Origin of the sequence: Streptomyces tricolor, from assembly GCF_002155905.1 — a bacterium.
GTDB classification, from domain to species: domain Bacteria; phylum Actinomycetota; class Actinomycetes; order Streptomycetales; family Streptomycetaceae; genus Streptomyces; species Streptomyces tricolor.
Map to the genome: position 1 here is coordinate 11,709 of NZ_MUMF01000090.1, position 19,938 is coordinate 31,646.

Annotated in this window: 21 protein-coding genes and 1 pseudogene; 10 read left to right on the top strand and 12 right to left on the bottom strand. The window is 74.0% G+C overall.

Going from position 1 to position 19,938, the window contains the following annotated elements; all coding sequences use genetic code 11:
* Window positions 1-322 precede the first annotated feature (322 nt).
* Window positions 323-799: an ATP-binding protein gene (locus CCN44_RS07695; protein WP_086697198.1), complete on the top strand. Its 477-nt coding sequence runs from the start codon at window positions 323-325 to the stop codon at window positions 797-799.
* Window positions 800-911: 112 nt separating this feature from the next.
* On the opposite strand, the gene CCN44_RS07700 is transcribed toward CCN44_RS07695, so the two are convergent.
* From CCN44_RS07700 to rpmG, 5 genes are all read right to left on the bottom strand, one after another.
* Window positions 912-1,181, bottom strand: coding sequence for a DUF397 domain-containing protein (locus CCN44_RS07700; RefSeq protein WP_189397104.1), 270 nt, complete (start codon window positions 1,179-1,181; stop codon window positions 912-914).
* Window positions 1,182-1,689: 508 nt separating this feature from the next.
* Complete coding sequence (rpsR, locus tag CCN44_RS07705) at window positions 1,690-1,923, bottom strand: 30S ribosomal protein S18 (RefSeq protein WP_059251542.1); 234 nt, start codon at window positions 1,921-1,923, stop codon at window positions 1,690-1,692.
* The gene (locus CCN44_RS07710; protein ID WP_059251540.1) at window positions 1,923-3,077 is read right to left on the bottom strand and encodes a CobW family GTP-binding protein; all 1,155 of its coding nucleotides are present in this window, start codon (window positions 3,075-3,077) and stop codon (window positions 1,923-1,925) included. Before CCN44_RS07710 ends, rpsR begins: the two co-directional genes overlap by 1 nt.
* The gene (locus CCN44_RS07715; protein WP_059251538.1) at window positions 3,074-3,337 is read right to left on the bottom strand and encodes a type B 50S ribosomal protein L31; all 264 of its coding nucleotides are present in this window, start codon (window positions 3,335-3,337) and stop codon (window positions 3,074-3,076) included. The genes CCN44_RS07710 and CCN44_RS07715 overlap by 4 nt, the downstream gene beginning before the upstream one ends.
* 7 nt (window positions 3,338-3,344) lie before the next feature.
* The gene (gene rpmG, locus CCN44_RS07720; protein ID WP_030573688.1) at window positions 3,345-3,509 is read right to left on the bottom strand and encodes a 50S ribosomal protein L33; all 165 of its coding nucleotides are present in this window, start codon (window positions 3,507-3,509) and stop codon (window positions 3,345-3,347) included.
* A gap of 61 nt (window positions 3,510-3,570) precedes the next feature.
* Between rpmG and rpmB the strand changes: the two genes are divergently transcribed.
* The 4 genes from rpmB to CCN44_RS07740 all read left to right on the top strand — a co-directional run bounded on the left by rpmB (window position 3,571) and on the right by CCN44_RS07740 (window position 5,838).
* Window positions 3,571-3,807 carry a 50S ribosomal protein L28 gene (gene rpmB / locus CCN44_RS07725; RefSeq protein WP_059251535.1) on the top strand — a complete coding sequence of 79 codons (237 nt, stop codon included), beginning with the start codon at window positions 3,571-3,573 and terminating at the stop codon, window positions 3,805-3,807.
* Window positions 3,807-4,112: a 30S ribosomal protein S14 gene (gene rpsN / locus CCN44_RS07730; RefSeq protein ID WP_059251533.1), complete on the top strand. Its 306-nt coding sequence runs from the start codon at window positions 3,807-3,809 to the stop codon at window positions 4,110-4,112. Before rpmB ends, rpsN begins: the two co-directional genes overlap by 1 nt.
* 69 nt (window positions 4,113-4,181) lie before the next feature.
* On the top strand, window positions 4,182-4,703 hold the full coding sequence (locus CCN44_RS07735) for a hypothetical protein (protein ID WP_237481099.1): 522 nt from the start codon (window positions 4,182-4,184) through the stop codon (window positions 4,701-4,703).
* Between the two features lie 625 nt (window positions 4,704-5,328).
* The gene (locus tag CCN44_RS07740) at window positions 5,329-5,838 is read left to right on the top strand and encodes a DUF4232 domain-containing protein (protein ID WP_059255150.1); all 510 of its coding nucleotides are present in this window, start codon (window positions 5,329-5,331) and stop codon (window positions 5,836-5,838) included.
* A 26-nt stretch (window positions 5,839-5,864) separates the two neighbouring features.
* Here CCN44_RS07740 and CCN44_RS07745 read toward each other — a convergent pair whose 3' ends face one another.
* Window positions 5,865-6,974 carry a DUF2786 domain-containing protein gene (locus CCN44_RS07745; RefSeq protein ID WP_208639728.1) on the bottom strand — a complete coding sequence of 370 codons (1,110 nt, stop codon included), beginning with the start codon at window positions 6,972-6,974 and terminating at the stop codon, window positions 5,865-5,867.
* Window positions 6,975-7,133: 159 nt separating this feature from the next.
* On the opposite strand from CCN44_RS07745, the gene CCN44_RS07750 reads away from it, so the two are divergent.
* Window positions 7,134-7,883 carry a Clp protease N-terminal domain-containing protein gene (locus tag CCN44_RS07750; RefSeq protein ID WP_059251529.1) on the top strand — a complete coding sequence of 250 codons (750 nt, stop codon included), beginning with the start codon at window positions 7,134-7,136 and terminating at the stop codon, window positions 7,881-7,883.
* 47 nt (window positions 7,884-7,930) lie between these two features.
* Window positions 7,931-9,628, top strand: a complete 1,698-nt coding sequence (locus CCN44_RS07755) for a bifunctional 3'-5' exonuclease/DNA polymerase (protein ID WP_086697199.1) — start codon at window positions 7,931-7,933, stop codon at window positions 9,626-9,628.
* A gap of 943 nt (window positions 9,629-10,571) precedes the next feature.
* Here CCN44_RS07755 and CCN44_RS45480 read toward each other — a convergent pair.
* A pseudogene (locus CCN44_RS45480) lies at window positions 10,572-12,023 on the bottom strand (phosphatase PAP2 family protein); the annotation flags it as partial.
* 74 nt (window positions 12,024-12,097) lie between these two features.
* On the opposite strand from CCN44_RS45480, the gene CCN44_RS07765 reads away from it, so the two are divergent.
* Both CCN44_RS07765 and CCN44_RS07770 read left to right on the top strand, forming a co-directional pair.
* Entirely contained in the window at window positions 12,098-12,754 is a 657-nt protein-coding gene (locus CCN44_RS07765; RefSeq protein WP_059254266.1) for a histidine phosphatase family protein, read from the top strand.
* Between the two features lie 125 nt (window positions 12,755-12,879).
* Window positions 12,880-14,499, top strand: a complete 1,620-nt coding sequence (locus CCN44_RS07770) for an ABC-F family ATP-binding cassette domain-containing protein (RefSeq protein WP_059254268.1) — start codon at window positions 12,880-12,882, stop codon at window positions 14,497-14,499.
* Window positions 14,500-14,530: 31 nt separating this feature from the next.
* Here CCN44_RS07770 and CCN44_RS07775 read toward each other — a convergent pair whose 3' ends face one another.
* Window positions 14,531-15,652, bottom strand: a complete 1,122-nt coding sequence (locus tag CCN44_RS07775; RefSeq protein WP_086697200.1) for a baeRF2 domain-containing protein — start codon at window positions 15,650-15,652, stop codon at window positions 14,531-14,533.
* 57 nt (window positions 15,653-15,709) lie between these two features.
* Between CCN44_RS07775 and CCN44_RS07780 the strand changes: the two genes are divergently transcribed.
* The gene (locus tag CCN44_RS07780) at window positions 15,710-15,997 is read left to right on the top strand and encodes a DUF6158 family protein (RefSeq protein WP_059254273.1); all 288 of its coding nucleotides are present in this window, start codon (window positions 15,710-15,712) and stop codon (window positions 15,995-15,997) included.
* Between the two features lie 111 nt (window positions 15,998-16,108).
* On the opposite strand, the gene CCN44_RS07785 is transcribed toward CCN44_RS07780, so the two are convergent.
* The 4 genes from CCN44_RS07785 to CCN44_RS07800 all read right to left on the bottom strand — a co-directional run bounded on the left by CCN44_RS07785 (window position 16,109) and on the right by CCN44_RS07800 (window position 19,557).
* Window positions 16,109-16,651, bottom strand: a complete 543-nt coding sequence (locus CCN44_RS07785) for a type 1 glutamine amidotransferase domain-containing protein (RefSeq protein WP_059254274.1) — start codon at window positions 16,649-16,651, stop codon at window positions 16,109-16,111.
* A gap of 5 nt (window positions 16,652-16,656) precedes the next feature.
* Window positions 16,657-17,310 (bottom strand): hypothetical protein, encoded by a 654-nt coding sequence (locus tag CCN44_RS07790; protein ID WP_059254276.1) that lies wholly within the window; start codon window positions 17,308-17,310, stop codon window positions 16,657-16,659.
* Complete coding sequence (locus tag CCN44_RS07795) at window positions 17,307-17,684, bottom strand: DUF2795 domain-containing protein (RefSeq protein ID WP_059254278.1); 378 nt, start codon at window positions 17,682-17,684, stop codon at window positions 17,307-17,309. Before CCN44_RS07795 ends, CCN44_RS07790 begins: the two co-directional genes overlap by 4 nt.
* Window positions 17,685-17,760: 76 nt before the next feature.
* On the bottom strand, window positions 17,761-19,557 hold the full coding sequence (locus CCN44_RS07800; protein WP_059254281.1) for a thiamine pyrophosphate-requiring protein: 1,797 nt from the start codon (window positions 19,555-19,557) through the stop codon (window positions 17,761-17,763).
* Window positions 19,558-19,938: the final 381 nt, after the last annotated feature.

Consider the following 19,938-nt stretch of genomic DNA (forward strand, 5'->3'; position numbering starts at 1 on the left):
CAGCCTCCCCAACCGTCTTCAGGGGCCGAAGTCTGCCACTAAAACGCTCCGTGCAGTACTCGGCCGGTTACGGAAACGGAAAGGCTCGGCCGTTTTCGCGGGGTCCCGGAGAAGGAGAGGTCCGGACCTCTGGCGGGCCCCTGGGGAAGATGGCAGAAAAAATGGCCAAGAAGTGGTACGGGCAGTGCCATTTCGGTCGCGTGCACGTGCATCTGCCCTTGCATCTGCTCTGCGCATCCGAAACCATGGTGCCGCGCCACCGCTGCATCGCAACGACCGCGAATTCCCGGGAGTGCCTCGCATGGGGACGAATGGATCGACCATGCTCAAGCCGTTACGGCAGGGCCTTCCGCCGCTGGACCCCGCGGCCGCGTCCGATGCCGCCTCCTGCGCCCTGCCCGCCCGCTACGAGGCGGTGGGCGAGGCCCGGCGCTTCACCCGGAAGACGCTGGAGCAGTGGGACGCCGGCGAGCGTTTCGACGACATCTGCCTCGTCGTCTCGGAACTCGTCACCAACGCCCTGCGCCACGCGGTGCCGGCCACCGCCTGCCGCGCCGAGGCGCACCAGCCGCCGGTGCGCCTGCACCTGATGCGCTGGAGCGAGCGGCTGGTGTGCGCGGTGCGCGACCCGAGTCACGAGTCCCCGGTCCCGCGCGACTCGGACGACTTCTCCGCCGAGTCGGGCCGCGGGCTGTTCCTGGTCGACTCGTTCGCCGACAGCTGGGGCTGGCACCCGCTCGCGGGGGCTCTGGAGGGCAAGGTGGTCTGGGCGATGTTCCGGCTGCACACCGCCGGCTGATCCGGTACGCACCGGTGGACGCGCTGTTGTCTACGCGCGTCCACCGTTCACGTGCATATACCTGTGCGAGCCGACATCGTTGCCAGCGCCGACGCCCGGACGGAGGCCGGTGTCAGCTCGCGATCAGGTGGTCGAACTCGCCGTCCTTGATGCCGAGGAGCATCGCCTCGATCTCCGCGCGCGTGTAGACGAGCGCCGGCCCGTCCGGGAAGCGCGAGTTGCGTACGGCGACGTCGCCGCCCGGCAGCCGCGCGAACTCCACGCAGGAGCCCTGTGAGTTGCTGTACCTGCTCTTCTGCCAGGCCACTCCGTTCAGCTGCGTTGCAGCCATGCCGTTGTACACGTCGTACCCCCCGTACACGCCGTCGACGTCGCGGTCCACAGGTCGCTCCCCGGTGGTGCACTGGCTGGTGAGGCCATAGATGCTGTGGTCAACTGACCCGGATCATAACTCTGTTCACGTGCCGATGCATGAGCAGATGCACGTGCACGAGGAGTGGTCCCGCGATTACAGTTTTGACGCCCGCTTTACCGAAGCCGCTCCAGCGTCTGCCCCGGAGCCGGCAGGGCATGCTCCGGACCCTCGTGCACAGGAAAAGACGCGCACCGCGCCCCTGGTGTTCCAGGGGCGCGGTGCGGGTGCGGTCGGAAGGGGTTGGCCGGATCGGCATCCGCCCGCCGGAGGGACAGCGTCCGCTCGCTGTCGTAGCCCGGCGCCTCCCTCTCTACGACACCGGGAAGCGGAGGCCGAGCCGCCGGACGCAGGCCATCCGGTACCGGTGGCCGACGCGGAGCGGAGGCGGTCCGGGCGGGCGGCCCGCTCGGGGCGCGGGACGCGGCCGGGGCCTGCTCGGGACGGGGAGCGCGGCCGAGGGGAGGTGCGCGGCGGGTCAGCGGCCGGCGTACGGCAGCAGGGCCATCTCCCGCGCGTTCTTCACGGCGCGGGCCAGCAGCCGCTGCTGCTGGGCGGTGACCCGGGTGACCCGGCGGCTGCGGATCTTGCCGCGGTCCGAGATGAACTTCCGCAGCAGGTCGGTGTCCTTGTAGTCGATGTAGGTCACGCCCGCCTGGTCCAGGGGGTTGGGGCGGTTCCGTACGGGCTTGCGGTCGCTCTTGCGAGGCATCAGACCTCCAGCAGGGTGTCGAAGGCGGGCGGGAGCTTCCTCCAGGAGTCCCGTCCGGCGGCGTACTCGGCGTCGGTGAGCAGGCAGGACTCCAGCAGGTGCGCGAGTCCCTCGCGGTCCAGGCCGGGCGAGGTGAAGACCAGGTGGTTGCAGCGGTCGCCGTGCTCGGGGTGCCAGTCCAGGGCCGCCGCGGCCCGGCGCACCGGCGGGACCATCTCCCAGGCCGCGTCCGGCAGCGCGGCCAGCCAGGGCCCCGCGCCCTCCACGCACAGCGCGCCGCCGGCCGCGTCCCAGTGCAGCAGCGTGTCCGGCTTGTCGGCGAGCCAGAACCGGCCCCGGCTGCGCGCGGCGGCGCAGGTCAGGTCCTCCAGCGCCGCGTAGAGCCGCTCGGGGTGGAAGGGCCGGCGGCGGTGCCAGACCAAGGTGGAGACACCGTGGTCGTCGGCCTCCTGGGGCAGCAGCGCGCAGGCCGGGTGCTGGGCCGCCGCCGCGGCCTCCACGTCGAAACCGGCGAGGGCGGCCCGCGCGAGCGTCTCCGGGGCGGGCGCGCCCGCCGGATCACCGTGGCCGATCGGGACCCGGCGGGCCGTCGGGTGGAGCTGGGCGAGCAGCTCACGGTCCTCGTCGTCGGCCTCCGGGGAGTCGGCGACGGCGAGCACGGGGGCGTACTCCAGCTGGCGGGCGAAGGTGTCGGCGACCGTGCGCTGGTCCGTGGCCGCCGCGGCGAGCCCGGCCTCGGCGAGATCGTCGCCGTTGCCGAGGTACGGCAGCACCAGCGCCGGGTCGACGGCGGTGATCACGGAGGTGACGGTCAGTCCGCCGGACGCGATCACCTCGGCCATCGCCTTGGGCTCGACCGAGTCCCACAGCTCGACGATCGCCAGCCGGGTCGCGCCGGCGTCGGCGAGCCGGCGCAGCTCGGGCACGAGGTCCTCGCGCAGCGCGCAGCAGGCGCAGTCGTTGACCAGGGGGGTCTCCCCCGTCGACAGCACGCCGCCGCGGTCGCGGACCGTCCGCACGACCGTGCCGGCGGCGGCCGTCGCGAGGTCGTGGTGGAGTACGACGCTCCCGGGCACGTCGGCGAGCAGCCGGTCGACGGCCGCCGCGCGGGCCGCGGAGTGCAGCCCCGCCACGACGGCCACCGGCAGGCTCACGCCCCGCCCCGCTTCCCGTACCGGCGCTCGAAGCGCTCGACGCGTCCGGCGGTGTCCAGCACGCGCGCGGTACCGGTGTAGAAGGGGTGGCTGACGTTGGAGATCTCGACGTCCACGACCGGGTAGGTCCGGCCGTCCTCCCACTCGATCGTCTTGCCGGTCGGCCGGCCGGCGAGCGTCGAGCGGGTGAGGAAGGCGTGGTTGGCGGCGCGGTCGCGGAAGACGACCGGCCCGTATTCGGGGTGGATTCCCTCGCGCACGGCGGGCTCAGCGCTCCTCTCGGAAGTCGACGTGCCGGCCGGCGACCGGGTCGTACTTGCGCAGGGTCATGCGGTCCGGGTCGTTGCGGCGGTTCTTGCGGGTCACGTAGGTGTAGCCGGTTCCGGCGGTGGACCGGAGTTTGATCACCGGGCGGAGTTCGTTGCGTGCCATGCTGCTATCTTACTGAAAATGAATTCCATTAGCGTCAACTGTTGAGGAGAGCTACGTCACCGTGTCCGCGCACTGCATGCTCACCGGAGCCCAGCCGGGCTTCGGCAACCGCATCTCCCACTCCCACCGGCGCACGTCCCGCCGCTTCGACCCGAACATCCAGAGCAAGCGCTACTGGCTGCCCAGCGAGGGCCGGTACGTCCGGCTGCGACTGAGCGCGAGGGCGGTCAGGACGGTGGACACGATCGGTGTCGAGGCGGCCGTCGCCCGCATCCGCGCCCGGGGGGTGCGGGTCTGATGGCGAAGAAGAGCAAGATCGCGAAGAACGAGCGGCGCAAGGAGATCGTCGCCCGGTACGCCGAGCGCCGCGCCGAGCTGAAGGAGATCATCCGCCGGCCCGCCACGCCCGAGGCCGAACGGCTCGCCGCACAGCGGGAGCTGCGCCGGCAGCCCCGGGACGCCAGCGCCACCCGGGTGCGCAACCGCGACCAGGTCGACGGCCGCCCGCGCGGCTATCTGCGCGCCTTCGGGCTGTCCCGGGTGGGCCTGCGCGAACAGGCCCACCAGGGATATCTGCCCGGAGTCCGGAAGGCCTCCTGGTAACTGCTGGTAGCTTGCGCTGCGGGCCGTCCGGCGAGGACGGCCGGCCGCTACCGCGGAGGGAGCTTTCCGGTGACTACTGCGAGTGCGAGGGTGCGGGGCGCGGCCTTGGCCGCGGGGCTGGCGGGCGCGCTGGCGCTGACGGCGTGCAGCGGCGGCTCCGGGGACGAGGGTTCCGGAGACGGTGGTTCCGCGGGCAAGGACGGGGCGTCGGTCTCGGCCTCGCCGGGCGCGTCCGCGTCGGCGGGCACGGCCTCCCCGGGGGCGACCGGCGCCTCCGCCGACCTCCAGGGCAGCTGGATCACCACCGCGGACGGCAAGATCGTGGCCCTGGTGATCACCGGGAAGCGGGCCGGGATCTTCGCGACCGGCGGGACGATGTGCAGCGGGAGCGCGGGGGCCGAGGGCGGCCTGCGGACGATCCGTCTGACGTGTCCCGACGGCGGCAAGGAGCGGACCACCGGGACGGTCGACTCCGTCGACGCCACGACGCTGAAGGTGACCTGGTCGGGTGAGACCGGCCAGGAGACGTACACCAAGGCGGAGGGCGGCAAGCTCCCGTCGGGACTGCCCACGGCACCGGTGCCGCGCTGAGGGCACCGGCGGGGGCCGGTGGGCCGGTGCGGGCCGGTGGGTTGTGCGGGTCTGCGGGCCGGTGTGGGCCTGTGGGCCGGTGCGGGTCTGCGGGTTGTGCGGGTCGGTGGCCGTGCGGGTCTGTGACCCGTGCAGGTCTGTGGGTTGTGCGGGCCTGCGGGCCAGTGCAGGTCTGTGGGTTGTGCGGGCCTGTGGGTTGTGCGGGCCTGCGGGCCAGTGCAGGCCTGTGGGCCGGTTCGGACCTGCGGGTTGTGCGGGTCTGTGACCCGTGCAGGTGTGTGGGTCGTGCGGGCCCTGCGGGCCAGTGCGGGCCTGCGGGTTGTGCGGGCCTGCGGGTTGTGCGAGTCGGTGGCCGTGCGGGTCTGTGACCCGTGCAGGTGTGTGGGTTGTGCGGGCCTGCGGGCCAGTGCGGGCCTGCGGGTTGTGCGGGCCTGCGGCCCGTGCAGGTCTGTGGGTTGTGCGGGGCCGCAGGCCGGTGCGGGGCCGAGGCCGGTGCGGGCTCGTGGGGGTCCTGGGGGCGAAGGCGGCGGCGCTGAAGCGGCGCATCGGGCGGGGCGCGTGCGCGCGCCCCGGGCGCGGGGGCCATGATGCGGGGGAGACCGTCACGACCTCGATGGGAATGCTCATGCGCGCTCTTCCGCTCACCGTCCCCGTTCTCGCCGCCGCCCTGCTGCTGACCGCCTGCGACGGCGGCGGCGGGGACGGGAAGAGCGGTTCCGCCTGTGAGATCGGCGAGGTCTCGGTGCAGATCGGGTCGGCGAGTGTGGCCCCGGCCGCCGGGGACACCGGCGAGATCCCGGTGAGCATCACCAACCAGAGCGCCGCCTGCACCCTGGACCACTTCCCGAGCGCCGTGCTGAGCGGCGGCGGCAAGGAGGCCACCGTGCCCGCGCTCAAGGGGGCGAAGGCGCGGAAGCTGAAGCTGGCCAAGGGCGACTCCGCGTCCTTCTCCATCAGCTACGTGCGCGGCGCGGACGGCGCCGAGAACGCCCTGGCGGCGCAGACCGTGAAGATCACCCTGCCCGGCACGGACACCTCCAAGAGCTTCCCGTGGAAGTACGGTCCGATCGCCGGCAAGGCCGACGGGAGCGGACCGGACGCCTCGGTGAGCGCCTTCCAGCAGGTCGGCGACTGACCCCGCGCCGGCCGCGGGCCCGGCCCTCATTCCAGCCGCGGCCGGGCCCTGATCTGCGCCCGGTCCGCCGCGCGTGCGCCCTCGGTCCAGCCGGCCGCGTCGCTCACCCCGCGCAGCCGGGTCGTGGTGGTCTCCGGGAACATCCGCTCCAGCCGGCCGGTGACGGCTGTCGCGCGCGTGGCCAGCACCGGCAGCAGGTCCTGGGTCACCTGGGTCTCGGCGGCGGCCCTGAGCCGGTCGCCCACGCGGTGCGCGTAGGCGGCGAGGAACGACTGCCGGAAGGTCTTGGTCCGCTTTCTCCCGCCGGCCCTCTGGGCCGCCTCCGCCGTGGTCATCGCGTGCGTGGCCTGCACCAGCACGGAGGTGTAGAGCAGTTCGACCGCCTCCAGGTCCGCCTCGAAGCCGACGACGGTGGAGAAGCCGAGCGGTTCGTTCCACACCGCGCGGCAGTGGTTCGCCGTGGCCACCGCGTCCAGCAGGACCGCCTTGGCCTGTTCGTACGGCGCCTCCACCCCGATGCGGCAGGCACCGGGCGCGTCCGGTGCGGGCGCCTCGGCGGCGAGCAGCGCCTCGTCGACGCTGTGCCGGGCCATCAGCTCCTGCGCCTTGGCGGTGAGCGCCTCGGCCTCCTCCGGATAGCCGGTCGCCTCGGCCTTGGCGAGCAGCGCGCGGATGCGGGTGAGCATGCGGGAGGCGGCCGGGCCGGGGGCGCGGCGGGACTCCTCCTCCAGGGGCTCCAGGGCGGGCAGCCGCAGCAGCAGGCGGTACAGCTCCAGGACGGCCGTGGCGTGCGAGAAGCGGTCGGCGGTGCGCTCGGGGCCGGCGGGCAGCGCCGCCAGCTGATCGGCCCAGCGGCGCCCGCGCGGACGGTCCCGCCCGGCCTGCGCGCGGATCAGCGCGGCGGCCAGGCGGACGTGCGCCTCGTCCAGCTCCCGCCGCACCAGCCGTACGACGTCGGCGGGCTGCCAGCCGCGCTGCCAGGCCGTCGCCACGAAGTCCTCGCCGCGCCGGGTGAGTTCGGCGTCGGCGGCCGGGTCGGCGGCGAGCAGGGAGGCGCCCGTGTCGAGGCCGGTGTCGGTGTCGTCGTAGAGGGCGGCCCGGAAGGCCCGCTCGACGGTGCTGGCGGTACTGGTCACGCCGTCGATCGTGCCACGGCCCGCCGACAGTGCGGGGCGGTCGTCCACAGGCTGTGGACAGCGGGCCGGGGGCGCCGGCCGTGAACGGACACCGACACCTTCTCCGCAACTGTCAACCATCGGTTGACAGCCCCCAGGGCGCAACCTACGGTTGACAGTATGGCGACCAACCCGAACATCACGGCATCCGTACGCCTCGACGACCTCATCGAGGCGATCAAGAAGGCCCACAGCGAGCCCCTGGAGCAGCTCCAGGACGCGGTGATCGCCGCCGATCACCTCGGCGACGTGGCCGACCATCTGATCGGGCACTTCGTCGACCAGGCGCGCCGCTCGGGCGCGTCCTGGACCGACATCGGGCGGAGCATGGGCGTGACCCGGCAGGCGGCGCAGAAGCGGTTCGTGCCCAAGGAGTCCACCGACCTCGACCCGGCCCAGGGCTTCAGCCGCTACACCCCGCGCGCGCGGAACGTGGTCATGGCCGCGCACAACGAGGCGGTGGCCGCCCGCAACGCCGAGGGCCGCCCCGAGCACCTGCTCCTCGGGCTGCTGGCCGAGGCGGACGGCCTGGCCGCGAAGGCGATCACCGCGCAGGGCGTCCCGCTGGACTCCGTACGCCAGGCGGCGACCGCCGCGCTCCCGCCCGCCGCCGACGACGTCCCCGACCTCGTCCCGTACGGCCCCGAGGCCAAGAAGGTCCTGGAACTCACCTTCCGCGAGGCGCTCCGGCTCGGCCACAACTACATCGGCACCGAGCACCTCCTGCTCGCCCTGCTGGAGCACGAGAACGGACAGGGCGTCCTCAGCGGCCTCGGCATCACCAAGCCGGGCACCGAGGAGTACGTCGGCAGGATGCTGGCGCTGCTGCTGGACCAGCAGACCGGGGCAGGCGGCGAGCAGCAGCAGTAAGCCGCAGGTCAGGCCGATTGTCAGACCCCCCTGCCACACTCGCACCCATGACCGACCGGTGGGCGCTCGCACCGGCCGAGGACGGCGGCGTGGACGTCGCCCCCCTCGGCCCGGACGGGCTGCCCGCCGGACCGGTGCGGCGGGAGAGCGATCTCGCCGAAGCGGTACGGAGCCGCCCGGAGGTGACGCGCTGGGTGTGGCGGTCGACCCCCGAGGTCTATCCGCGTCTGCTCGCCACGGGGGTGCGAGTGGAGCGGTGCTACGACATCGAGGACGCCGAAACACTTCTGCTGGGCCACGAGGGACGGTACGGCGAGCCGCGCTCGGCCGCCGCCGCCCTGGCCCGCCTCCGCGGCGGCCCCGTCCCGCCCGACCCGCCGCAGCGCGCGGCCGAACCGGGCGCCCAGTCCCCGCTGTTCGAGCCCACCGGCATCCGCCTGCCCCTGCCGGACCTGCTCGCGGTCTACGCCGAACAGCTGCGACGGCACGCGAAGACCGCCCACCCCGACCGGATGCGGCTGCTGACCGCCGCCGAGTCGGCCGGGATGCTGGTGGCCGCCGAGATGAACCACGCGGGGCTGCCCTGGAGCGCCGAGGTCCACCGCGGGCTGCTGCACGACCTGCTCGGTGAGCGGTACGCGGGCGGCGGCGAACCGCGCCGCCTCGCCGAGCTGGCCGAAGCGGTGTCCGCGGCCTTCGGCCGCCGGGTGCGGCCCGACCTGCCCGCCGACGTGGTCAAAGCCTTCGCGCAGGCCGGCATCAAGGTGAAGTCCACCCGCCGCTGGGAGATCCAGTCCGTGGACCACCCGGCCGTCGAGCCGCTGCTGGAGTACAAGAAGCTGTACCGCATCTGGGTGGCGCACGGCTGGTCCTGGTTGCAGGACTGGGTGCGCGACGGCCGGTTCCGCCCCGAGTTCCTCGCCGGCGGCACGGTCACCGGACGCTGGGTGACCAACGGCGGGGGCGGCCTGCAGATCCCCAAGGTGATCCGCCGGGCCGTGGTCGCCGACCCCGGCTGGCGGCTGGTGGTGGCGGACGCCGACCAGATGGAGCCGCGCGTGCTCGCCGCCATCTCCCGCGACCCCGGCCTGATGGAGGTGGCCGGCCGCGACACCGACCTCTACCAGTCGGTCTCCGACCGCGCCTTCTCCGGCGACCGGAACCAGGCCAAGCTCGCCGTGCTCGGCGCGGTCTACGGCCAGACCTCCGGCGACGGCCTGAAGAACCTCGCCGCGCTCCGCCGCCGCTTCCCCCGGGCCGTCGCCTACGTCGACGAGGCGGCCCGCGCCGGCGAGGAGGGCCGGCTGGTGCGCACCTGGCTGGGCCGCACCTGCCCGCCGGCCGCCCGGGCGGGCGAGGACGCGGCGGAGGAGGCGGGCATCCCGGTCGGCCCGGCCGGCGAGGAGGAGCCGGAGGGCCAGACCGCCTGGGTCCCCGGCTACGCCTCCACCGACTCCCGCGCGCGGGGCCGCTTCGCACGCAACTTCGTCGTCCAGGGCAGCGCCGCCGACTGGGCCCTGCTGCTGCTCGCCGCGCTGCGCCGGACGCTCCGGGACATGGCGGCCGAGCTGGTCTTCTTCCAGCACGACGAGGTGATCGTGCACTGCCCCGCCGAGGAGGCCGACACCGTCGTGCAGGCCATCCGCGAGTCCGCCGCCCTCGCCGGACGGCTGACCTTCGGCGACACACCCGTGCGGTTCCCGTTCACGACGGCGGTGGTGGAGTGCTACGCCGACGCCAAGTGAGCTGGCGCGCCGGGCCCGGTCAGCCCTCCAAAAGCTCCCGCAGCTCCGCCAGGACCGTCTGCGCGTCCGTGCCGTCCAGCGCCGCGCGGGCCGCGCGCCAGGCGTCGTACGCCTCCGCCTCCCGCCCCTGCTCGCGCAGCAGCAGCCCGTGCTGGTGCAGGGCCAGCCCGCCCATGTAGCGGTCGGCGCGGGCATCGGCCCGGCGCAGCAGCTCGGCGCACTCGCCGGCCGCCCGCCCGGCCTGCCCCAGCTGCCGCAGCGCGCGGACCAGGCCGAGCCGGGTCTGCGACTCGCCGTGCCAGTCGCCGTGGCCGCCGAGGATGCGCAGGCTCTCCTCGAAGTGCCGGGCGGCGGCGTGCGGTTCGCCGAGGGTGAGATAGGCGTAGCCGATGTTGCAGTGCGCCGAGTGCTGCACGATGACCGCGCCGATCGCGTCCCCGATCGCCAGCGAGCGCCGGTGCTCCTCGATGGCGGCGCGCGGATCGGTGTGCTCGTAGAGGTTGCCGAGGTGGCTGCGGGTGACGGCCTCGCCGTAGGGGTCGTTCAGCAGCCGCGAGTAGGCGAGGCTCTGCCGCAGCGCCTCCCCCGACTCCTCGAACCGCCCGAGCCCCTCCAGCAGCAGCCCGCGGTTGTTCAGGCAGCGCCGGATCCGGGAGGCCCTGCCCAGCCGCTCCCAGATGGCCAGGGCCTGGTCGGTGAGGGCGAGGGCGTCGTTCTGCCGGCCGGTCATGAAGTGCAGGCCCGCCAGGTCGCCGAGGGCGTACGCCTCGGCCGCCGGGTCCCCGAGCCGCCGCGCCGCGCCGAGCCCGGCCCGCCCCAGCACCTCCATCTCGGCGACCCGTCCGCCGCGCTGCACATAGGGGAACAACAGCCGTACGAGCGCCGAGAGATGGGCGGCCGTGCGCGGATCGTCGGTGTCCGCGTTCCGCGCCACCAGCGCGACGACGTTCTCCAGCTCCACCTCGCCCGACACCGCCGTGACCTCGCCGTCGTACGCCAGCGGGGTCTCCGGGGCGAGGCCGGTCAGCCGCAGCCGGTTCACCTGCACCGCGGCGTGCCCCGGCGACCGGGTCAGCGGGCCCGCGACGGCCGCCGCGAGCAGCCGCAGCGCGGGCTTGCGGCTGCCGTGTACCACCCGCACGTCCAGCAGTCCGTCCGCCAGATCGGTACGGCGGCCCGGCGTGAGCCCCATCCGGTGGTAGACGCCGTTGCCGACGAACAGCAGCCACAGCGGCCGCCGTTCGCCGCCCAGCTCCACCTCCAGCGGATGCCGGTCGGCGCGCAGCACGCGCACCGCGGCGAGCACCCCGGCCGGCCAGCCGCCGATCCGGCGCGACCAGCGTTCGCGCACGCGCACCAGCTCCGGGTACACGCCCAGGCTCAGCGTGTTGAGGAACAGGCCCTCGGTGTCCCGGGTGGCGAACCGGCCCGCGTCCACCCGGACCGCCTCGCCGTGCCGGATCGCCCGGGCCAGCTGGCGTTCGTCCTCCACCCCCAGGTCGTAGGCGAAGTGGTTGAGGGTGCCGCCCGGCAGCACCGCCAGCGGCAGGTTGTGCCGCACGGCGGCCTGGGCCGCCGCGTTCACCGTGCCGTCGCCGCCGCACACCCCGAGCACCCGCGCCCGGGCCGCCGCCTTCGCCAGCTCGTCCGGGACGTCCTCCGGCGCGCACTCGACGATCTCCGCCCGCGGCAGCGCGTCGTGCAGCGCCCGCACCCGCTCCGCGGTCCCCGACGCCCGGTTGGCGACCACCACCAGGCCGTCACCCTCGGGCAGTGCGGGGGCCTCGGCCCGCGGCCGGGCGCGCCGCCGGAGCTGGGCGCGGGCCGGCACCAGGCGCCGTACCAGGAAGGCGGCGCCCACGCCGAGCGCCGCCCCCGCCAGCACGTCGCTCGGGAAGTGCACCCCGGTGTACACCCGGGACATCGCCACCGAGAACGCCACCGGCGCCACCGCCGCCCCCCAGCCCGGCGACTCCAGGGCGACCCCGGTCGCGAAGGCCGCCGCGGACGCCGAGTGCCCGGACGGGAAGGACGTGGTGATCGGCTGCCGCTTCAGCTGCCGCACCAGCGGCACGGGGTCCAGCACCGGCCGGGCCCGGCGCACCGAGCGCTTGCCGATCGTGTTGATGGTCAGCGACGCCAGGGCGAGCGAGGCCACCCCCCGGGCCGCCGCCCGGCGGGCCCGGGGCGTGCGGCTCGCGGCCATCGCGGCGGCCGTCGCGAACCACAGCACGCCGTGGTTCGCGCTGCGGCTCAGGCGGGGCAGGACGCGTTCGGCGCCGGGCCAGTGCCAGGCGGCGGCTGCCTCGAAGAGCCGGCCGTCGAGAGCGAGCAGCGTGCGCAGCGGGGTGCGGGCGGCGGTCGCGGCCCCCGTCAGGTCCAGGTCTGGGCTCATGGGGTGCGGTTACCCTGAAGTGCCCGCTTCTTGTGTCCCCGGGCGCCGGTCGCCGGCGCGAGAGGAGAACCCGGATGCGCCTGCTCCTCGTCCGCCACGGCGAGACCCCGTCCAACGTGGACCATCTGCTGGACACCGCCGTACCCGGACCGGGGCTGACCCCGCTCGGCGAGGCGCAGGCCGCCGCGCTGCCCGAGGCACTCGCCGGCGAGGACATCGAGGCCCTGTACGCCTCCACGCTGATCCGCACCCAGCTGACGGCCGCCCCGCTGGCCGCCGCCCGCGGCCTCGGCGTGACCGTGCGCGACGGCATCCGCGAGCTGTCGGCGGGCGACCTGGAGATGCTGCCCGGGCACACCCCGGAGGGCCGGCTGTACCTGCGCACGGTGTTCGCCTGGGCGGCCGGCGACACCGCGCTGCGCATGCCCGGCGGGGAGAGCGGCGAGGAGGCCCTCGCCCGGTACGACGCCGTGGTCGCCGAGGCAGCCGCGAGCGGCGCCCGGGCCGTCGCCATGGTCAGCCACGGCGCGGCGATCCGCGTGTGGACCGCCGCCCGCGCCGACAACGTCGACGTCGCCTTCGCCGCGTCCCGGCCCCTGGAGAACACCGGCGTGGTGATCCTGGAGGGCTCCCCGTCGGACGGCTGGAAGGCCCTGTCCTGGGAGGGCGCCACGGTGGAACCGGCGGGCGAGGGCGGCCCGGCGGGAGAGGCCCTGGGGACGGCCGGGTAGCCGGCTGCGCGGACCCGTCTCCCGCGCGGGACCGCCGCCTGGCGACACGCAGATTCGGCCCCGCCGGGCGGTGCCGCCGATAAGCGTTTGCCCCGGACACGGGCCGCCTCGCAGAATGCCTGCCCATGGGACATCTGGAAGCCGCGCACCTGGAGTACTACCTCCCCGACGGGAGGGCGCTGCTCGGCGATGTGTCCTTCCGGGTCGGCGAAGGCGCCGCCGTCGCCCTGGTCGGCCCGAACGGCGCCGGCAAGACCACCCTGCTGCGGCTGATCTCCGGCGAGCTGAAACCGCACGGCGGCAGCGTCACCGTCGGCGGCGGCCTCGGCGTGATGCGCCAGTTCGTCGGCTCCGTACGGGACGAGACGACCGTACGGGACCTGCTCGTCTCCGTCGCCCCGCCGCGCATCCGGGAGGCGGCGAAGGCGGTCGACGAGGCCGAGCACGCCCTCATGACCGTCGACGACGAGGCCGCCCAGCTGCGGTACGCGCAGGCCCTCGCCGACTGGGCCGAGGCCCGCGGCTACGAGGCCGAGACGCTGTGGGACATGTGCACCACCGCCGCGCTCGGCGTGCCCTACGAGCGCGCCCAGTGGCGGCAGGTGCGCACCCTCTCCGGCGGCGAGCAGAAACGGCTCGTACTGGAGGCGCTGCTGCGCGGCACCGACGAGGTCCTGCTGCTCGACGAGCCGGACAACTACCTCGACGTGCCCGGCAAGCGCTGGCTGGAGGCGCAGCTGAAGGAGACCAGGAAGACCGTCCTGTTCGTCTCCCACGACCGCGAACTCCTCGCCCGCGCCGCCGAGAAGATCGTCTCCGTCGAACCGGGCCCGGCCGGCGCCGACGCCTGGGTGCACGGCGGCGGCTTCGCCACCTACCACGAGGCCCGCCGCGAACGCTTCGCCCGCTTCGAGGAGCTGCGCCGCCGCTGGGACGAGAAGCACGCCCAGCTGAAGAAGCTGGTCCTCAACCTCCGCCAGGCGGCGGCCGTCAGCCACGAGATGGCCTCCCGCTACCAGGCCGCGCAGACCCGCCTGCGCAAGTTCGAGGAGGCAGGCCCGCCGCCGGAGCCGCCCCGCGAGCAGGACATCACCATGCGCCTGAAGGGCGGCCGTACCGGCGTACGGGCCGTCACCTGCAAGAACCTCGAACTGACCGGCCTGATGCGGCCGTTCGACCTGGAGGTCTTCTACGGCGAACGGGTCGCCGTCCTCGGCTCCAACGGCTCCGGCAAGTCGCACTTCCTGCGACTGCTGGCCGGCGAGGACGTCGCGCACACCGGGGAGTGGAAGCTGGGCGCCCGCGTCGTGCCCGGACACTTCGCGCAGACCCACGCCCACCCCGAACTCCACGGCCGCACCCTCCTGGACGTCCTGTGGAAGGAGTACGCCCAGGACCGCGGCGCGGCCATGTCCCGGCTGCGCCGCTACGAACTCACCCAGCAGGCCGAGCAGCCCTTCGACCGGCTCTCCGGCGGCCAGCAGGCCCGCTTCCAGATCCTGCTGCTGGAGCTGCGGGGAGCCACCGCGCTGCTCCTGGACGAGCCCACCGACAACCTGGACCTGGAGTCCGCCGAGGCCCTCCAGGAGGGGCTGGAGGCCTTCGAGGGGACGGTCCTCGCCGTCACCCACGACCGCTGGTTCGCCCGCTCCTTCGACCGCTTCCTGGTCTTCGGCAGCGACGGCCGGGTCCGCGAGACCCCGGAGCCGGTCTGGGACGAACGGCGGGTGGAGCGAGCCCGGTAGCCCGGGCCCGCTCGCCGCTCCGCCCCGCCGGCTACTCCTTCCAGCGCAGCAGCGCGCCCATGCCACCCGCCGGGACCTCGTCGCCGGTCTCCGCCAGCACCGGCGTCAGCGACAGCACCGGCGCGTCCGTCACCACGGCCGCCCGGACCAGGGCGTCGTCGGCGCGGGCCGCCCAGGAATGCTGCTCGCCCAGGTTCCGCAGCTCCGTACGGCGGGCCGCCAGCTGGTCCGGGTCCTCGCCGATCCACACCTCGCGCTGCGTGTCCGGCGCGTCCGGGCGGATCAGCAGCTCGGCCAGCCGGTGCTCACGGGCCGCCTCGATCAGCTGCGGCACGCCTTCGACGGCCGCCGTCCGCCGCTCCTCGTCGGGTGTCCGGGCGGCCCGGTACCGGTCCACCTCGGCCAGGATCCGCTCCCGGACGTGCCGGGCCCGGATCTCCTCCACCTCCCGGGGCAGCAGCCGGCTGCCGATGCCGTGCGCGGTCTCCACCGCCCGGTCCCGCACGTGCTTGGGCAGCTGCTCGTGCACCGACCGGCACTCCCGTTCCTCACCGCACAGGATCAGCAGGTCGGCCCCGGTCTCGGCCTGGCAGGCCGCGAGCGCCTCGGCGACCTCGCGCGCGTTGTGCTCCCAGGTGTTCTCCACCTTCAGCTGGAAGTGCCGCTCGGACCAGTCGGAGGCCTTCGCCCGGTGCATCGGCCACTGCCGGCTGCCCGTGACATGCCCGGCCTCCTCCTGCAGCACCGCGCTGCGCAGCTCGAAGTCGGCACCGGTGCGGTCGATGTACGCCACCAGCGACACCGGGTCCTCGCCCGCCAGGTCCAGCAGCGGGGTGACGTGGGGCAGCGTGCCCCAGTGCACCAGACCGTGCGGCGGGGCCTGGGTCAGCGGCACCTGGAGCACCACCTCGCCGTCCCGGGCGAACAGGGCCCTCCCGTACGGCTCCGTGCTGCGCTGCAGCGCCTCGACGGCGTCGTACACCGCCCGGCAGGTGGCCTCGTCCGCGCCCTGCTCCCGCAGCTGCCGGGACACCGCCTGCGCGGTCAGCCGGCGCTGGTGGTGCATGTCCTCGTCGTGCTGTGACAGGTCGACGTATGCGGAGGCCCAGGACCCCGGATGTTCGTACAGTGGATTCAGGAACGCGAGCTCCATGGATTCCTCCCGGAAATCACTCGGGGGCAGTGCATGCCGGGCGGGTACCCGTAGCCCATGAACGAACACGACGAGCGGGGCACCACCATGACCGGAGTCGACCCCAGCCGGCTGGACGACCAGCAGCTCATGAAGGAGCTGGAGACGATCCACCGCACGCGCCACGACACACTCCTGTACGGCTCGAACGACGCGCTGCGGGCCCACAACGAGCGCATGGCGCAGCTGGAGGGCGAGTATCTGCGCCGCAACCCCCGCCGCCTGGTGAGCGCGGGACGCACCCGCGAGGGCGCCCGTGAACGCGGCTGCGGCGAGGCGGCGACCCCGGGCACGCCCGCGACCTGACCAGCACGCCCCTGACACCCGACCCGGCCACCACGGCACCCGGAACCGCACCGAAAAGGGCCGGCCCCTGACGGGCCGGCCCTTCTCCCGCGCGGACGCGCGCGGACACGGTCAGCCGGCCTCGCCGGCGAACACGTGCAGGAACGCGTCGCAGAACGCCTTCAGGTCGTCCGGCTTGCGACTGGTCACCAGCTGGTTGGGGCCGTGGTCGCAGATCTTCACCTGCTCGTCCACCCAGGTGCCGCCGGCGTTGCGGATGTCCGTGGCCAGACTCGGCCAGGACGTCAGCACCCGGCCCCGTACGACGTCCGCCTCCACCAGCGTCCACGGCGCGTGGCAGATCGCGGCCACCGGACGGCCCTGCTCGAAGAAGTCCTTCACGAAAGCGACGGCCTTCTCGTCCATCCGCAGGAAGTCCGGGTTCGCGACCCCGCCCGGCAGCACCAGACCGCCGAACGACCCGGCCGACGCCTCACCCACGACCTCGTCCACGGAGAACGTGTCCGCCTTGTCGAGATGGTTGAACGCCTGGATCTTCCCGGACTCGGTCGACACCAGCACCGGCTCGTGCCCCGCGTCCGAGGCCGCCTGCCACGGCTCGGTCAGCTCGACCTGCTCGACGCCCTCGGGTGCCACCAGAAACGCGATACGCATGATCCTCAGCTTCCTTTCACTCTCCGCAGCGCCGCCCGGTGCGCCCGGGCGCGCCGCTTCCTTGCCCGGGCCGCCCGCCGGCAGCGCACCAGCTCCTCGCCGTACGGCAGCAGCACGCAGGCGCCGATCGCGACCCCGATGGCCGCCAGATAGCCGGGCGACAGCGGGCGCCGGCGCGGCACCAGACGCCAGGCGTCCGGATCCCCGCGGCCGCCGCGCAGCAGCGACCGCACCTGGTCGGCGTGCAGACACATCAGCGAGGCCAGCCCGCCGAACGGCAGCGACTCCAGAAAGCTGTGGATGTGCTGCTCGACGGGCTTGACCTCCCGGTCGCTGTCGACGGCCGTACGGACGTCCCACAGCGCCGTCGCCTCGTGCACCGCCGCCGCGCCCAGCTGCACGGACAGCAGCAGCGGGTTGACCTCGTAGCGCAGGGTGAGCGCGATGGGCACGCCCACCTCGGCCATCATCAGCGAGTGGATCAGGGACTCCTTCGTCCCCGCCGTGTCCTCGATCCGGGTCCGCCGGTGCATCGCCCAGTCGGCGAGCCCCGGCAGGAACCATCCGGGCAGCAGCCCGTACAGCAGAAACCGCGTGGTCACGTCGCTCACGTCGGCCGTGGTGCCCTGCGCGATCTCCGCCGCCTGGTCCCGCCTCATGCGCCGCCCACCAGCGCCTCGGCCAGCTGCTGCACGTTCTCGTAGCGGTGCCCGTGCCGCAGCCCGGCCACCGCGTCGATCAGCCCGCCGGGCGCGTTGTTGCGGCGCAGCGCCCGGGCCAGCTCGCCCGGCTTCGCGGGGAAGGCGTGCCGGCTCAGGTGCCGGGCCAGCTCCAGCCGGGTCCGCTCCAGCGACGCCGGGGACCCCAGGCCGCCGACGGGGCCGCTCCAGACCTCCGGGTCGTCGTCCGCGGCCGGCTCCGGGTCGTGCCACTCCTCCACGCGGGTGGGGTGGCCCGACCGGAGCAGACCCTTCAGTTCGTGCTTCATCTCGTCGTCCCGGTGGACGCTCAGCCGGTCACTGCCTCGCTGCATGTCTCCCTCCAGAGGGTCGAAGGTCCGCACCGCGTACCCGGTGCCGCGCGGGCGACACGGGGTACGTGCCGGACGGCTAGTGCTTGTCCCGGCCGGGCAGGAACTCCTGCATCTTCGCCTTCAGCCCCTGCTTGATCACCGAGCCCCGGTCGGCGTCCCCCTTCAGGATCGACGCGGCCGTCGCCTCCATCTGCTCCCAGGTGGCGTGCGGCGGGATCGGCGGCACGGCGGGGTCGGTGAGGAACTCGATCACCACCGGCCCGTCCGCCGCCAGCGCGGCCCGCCAGCCCGGCTCCACGTCCTCCGGCTTCTCCACCCGGATCCCGGTCAGCCCCAGCGAACGGGCGAACGCGGCGTACTGCACGTCCGGAATCGCCTGCGACGGCAGGAACGACGGGGCGCCCTCCATCGCCCGCATCTCCCACGTCACCTGGTTCAGGTCCTGGTTGTTCCACACGGCCACCACCAGCCGCGGATCCGACCAGCGGTCCCGGTACTTCGCCGCCGTGATCATCTCCGCCAGGCCGTTCATCTGCATCGCCCCGTCCCCGACCAGCGCGACCACCGGCCGGTCCGGGTGCGCGAACTTCGCCCCGATCGCGTACGGCACCCCCGGGCCCATCGTCGCCAGCGTCCCGGACAGCGAACCGCGCATGCCCGGCCGCATCGTGATGTGCCGCGCGTACCAGTTGGCGACCGAACCGGAGTCCGAGGTGAGGATCGCGTCGTCCGGCAGCAGCGGGTCCAGCGCCCGGGCCACGTACTCGGGGTTGATCGGATCGGCCGACAGCCCGGCCCGCCGCTCCATCGTCTCGTGCCAGCGCTTCACGTTCGCGCACACCGTGTCGTACCACTCGCGCCCGCCGCGGTCCGGGTTCAGCAGCGGGATCAGCCGGCGCAGCGTGGCCCGGGCGTCACCGACCAGGTTCACCTCGTACGGGTAGCGCATGCCGATCATGTGCGCGTCGATGTCGATCTGCACCCCGCGCGCCTTGCCGAAGTCCGGCATGAACTGCGTGTACGGGAACGACGAGCCGATCGTGAGCAGCGTGTCGCAGTCCCGCATCAGCTCGTACGACGGCCGGCTGCCCAGCAGCCCGATCGGCCCCGTCACGTACGGCAGCTCGTCGCTCAGCACGTCCTTGCCGAGCAGCGCCTTCGCCACGCCCGCACCGAGCAGCTCGGCGATCTCCCGTACCTCCGCGACCGCCCCGGCGGCGCCCTGACCGACCAGGATGGCCACCTTGTCGCCCGCGTTCAGCACGTCCGCCGCCCGGCGCAGCGCCTCGTCCGTCGGGGTCGCCGTGTAGTCGCTCATCCCCAGGCTGGACGGCACCATCTTGAACTCGTGCGTCGGCGGCGTGTAGTCCAGCTCCTGCACATCGCCGGGGATGATCAGCGCGGTCGGGCAGCGCCGGGCGTACGCCGTACGGATCGCCCGGTCCAGCACGTTCGGCAGCTGCTCGGGCACCGTCACCGTCTCCACGAACTCCGAGGCGACGTCCTTGTACAGCGTGTGCAGGTCCACTTCCTGCTGGTAGGAGCCGCCCATCGCGGTCCGGTTCGTCTGGCCGACGATCGCCAGTACCGGCACATGGTCCAGCTTCGCGTCGTACAGGCCGTTGAGCAGATGGATGGCGCCCGGTCCCGACGTCGCCGCGCACACACCGATCCGGCCGCTGAACTTCGCGTACCCGACCGCCTCGAAGGCGGACATCTCCTCGTGCCGGGACTGGATGAACCGCGGCTGGTTCTCGGCGCGGCCCCAGGCGGCGAGCAGCCCGTTGATGCCGTCGCCCGGATAGCCGAAGACGTGTTCCACGCCCCAGGCGCGCAGGCGCTCCAGGATGTGGTCCGAGACCTTGGTGCTCATGGAGAGACCTCCGGTGCAGTGCGAAGCGGACGATCCGGTCAGCGCCTACCGAGTCACCTGCGCGGGGGACGGAAAACCTCCGGGCGGCGGCGCCCGTGCCGCGCGGGGGACCGTCACCCGCCCGGCCCCGCGCGTCCCGCGAATGGGCTCCGGCCGCGCGCGGTACGGCCGGGCGCGGGCTGTCATGGCAGCGAGGGCACGCCCCGTGTCCTCGTACCCGGACGCCGCACGGCGTTGCCGTCGTACCGGTGCGCCGGTGTACGGCCGTACCGTCGCAAGTCCGCCGAGGAGTCCCTCCCATGAGCCGCACCGCCCGCGCCCTGTCCGTCGCCCTCGCCGCCGGTGCCGTGCTCGCCCTCACCGGCCCCGCCGCGCAGGCCG

Bases quoted from the DNA above. Each gene is read 5' to 3' on its own strand.
- CCN44_RS07695 (WP_086697198.1), top strand. From the start codon at position 323: ATGCTCAAGCCGTTACGGCAGGGCCTTCCGCCGCTGGACCCCGCGGCC.
- rpsR (WP_059251542.1), bottom strand. From the start codon at position 1,923: ATGCCTCGCAAGAGCGACCGCAAGCCCGTACGGAACCGCCCCAACCCC.
- rpmG (WP_030573688.1), bottom strand. From the start codon at position 3,509: ATGGCACGCAACGAACTCCGCCCGGTGATCAAACTCCGGTCCACCGCC.
- rpsN (WP_059251533.1), top strand. From the start codon at position 3,807: ATGGCGAAGAAGAGCAAGATCGCGAAGAACGAGCGGCGCAAGGAGATC.
- CCN44_RS07740 (WP_059255150.1), top strand. From the start codon at position 5,329: ATGCGCGCTCTTCCGCTCACCGTCCCCGTTCTCGCCGCCGCCCTGCTG.
- CCN44_RS07750 (WP_059251529.1), top strand. From the start codon at position 7,134: ATGGCGACCAACCCGAACATCACGGCATCCGTACGCCTCGACGACCTC.
- CCN44_RS07755 (WP_086697199.1), top strand. From the start codon at position 7,931: ATGACCGACCGGTGGGCGCTCGCACCGGCCGAGGACGGCGGCGTGGAC.
- CCN44_RS07765 (WP_059254266.1), top strand. From the start codon at position 12,098: ATGCGCCTGCTCCTCGTCCGCCACGGCGAGACCCCGTCCAACGTGGAC.
- CCN44_RS07770 (WP_059254268.1), top strand. From the start codon at position 12,880: ATGGGACATCTGGAAGCCGCGCACCTGGAGTACTACCTCCCCGACGGG.
- CCN44_RS07775 (WP_086697200.1), bottom strand. From the start codon at position 15,652: ATGGAGCTCGCGTTCCTGAATCCACTGTACGAACATCCGGGGTCCTGG.
- CCN44_RS07780 (WP_059254273.1), top strand. From the start codon at position 15,710: ATGAACGAACACGACGAGCGGGGCACCACCATGACCGGAGTCGACCCC.
- CCN44_RS07785 (WP_059254274.1), bottom strand. From the start codon at position 16,651: ATGCGTATCGCGTTTCTGGTGGCACCCGAGGGCGTCGAGCAGGTCGAG.
- CCN44_RS07790 (WP_059254276.1), bottom strand. From the start codon at position 17,310: ATGAGGCGGGACCAGGCGGCGGAGATCGCGCAGGGCACCACGGCCGAC.
- CCN44_RS07795 (WP_059254278.1), bottom strand. From the start codon at position 17,684: ATGCAGCGAGGCAGTGACCGGCTGAGCGTCCACCGGGACGACGAGATG.
- CCN44_RS07800 (WP_059254281.1), bottom strand. From the start codon at position 19,557: ATGAGCACCAAGGTCTCGGACCACATCCTGGAGCGCCTGCGCGCCTGG.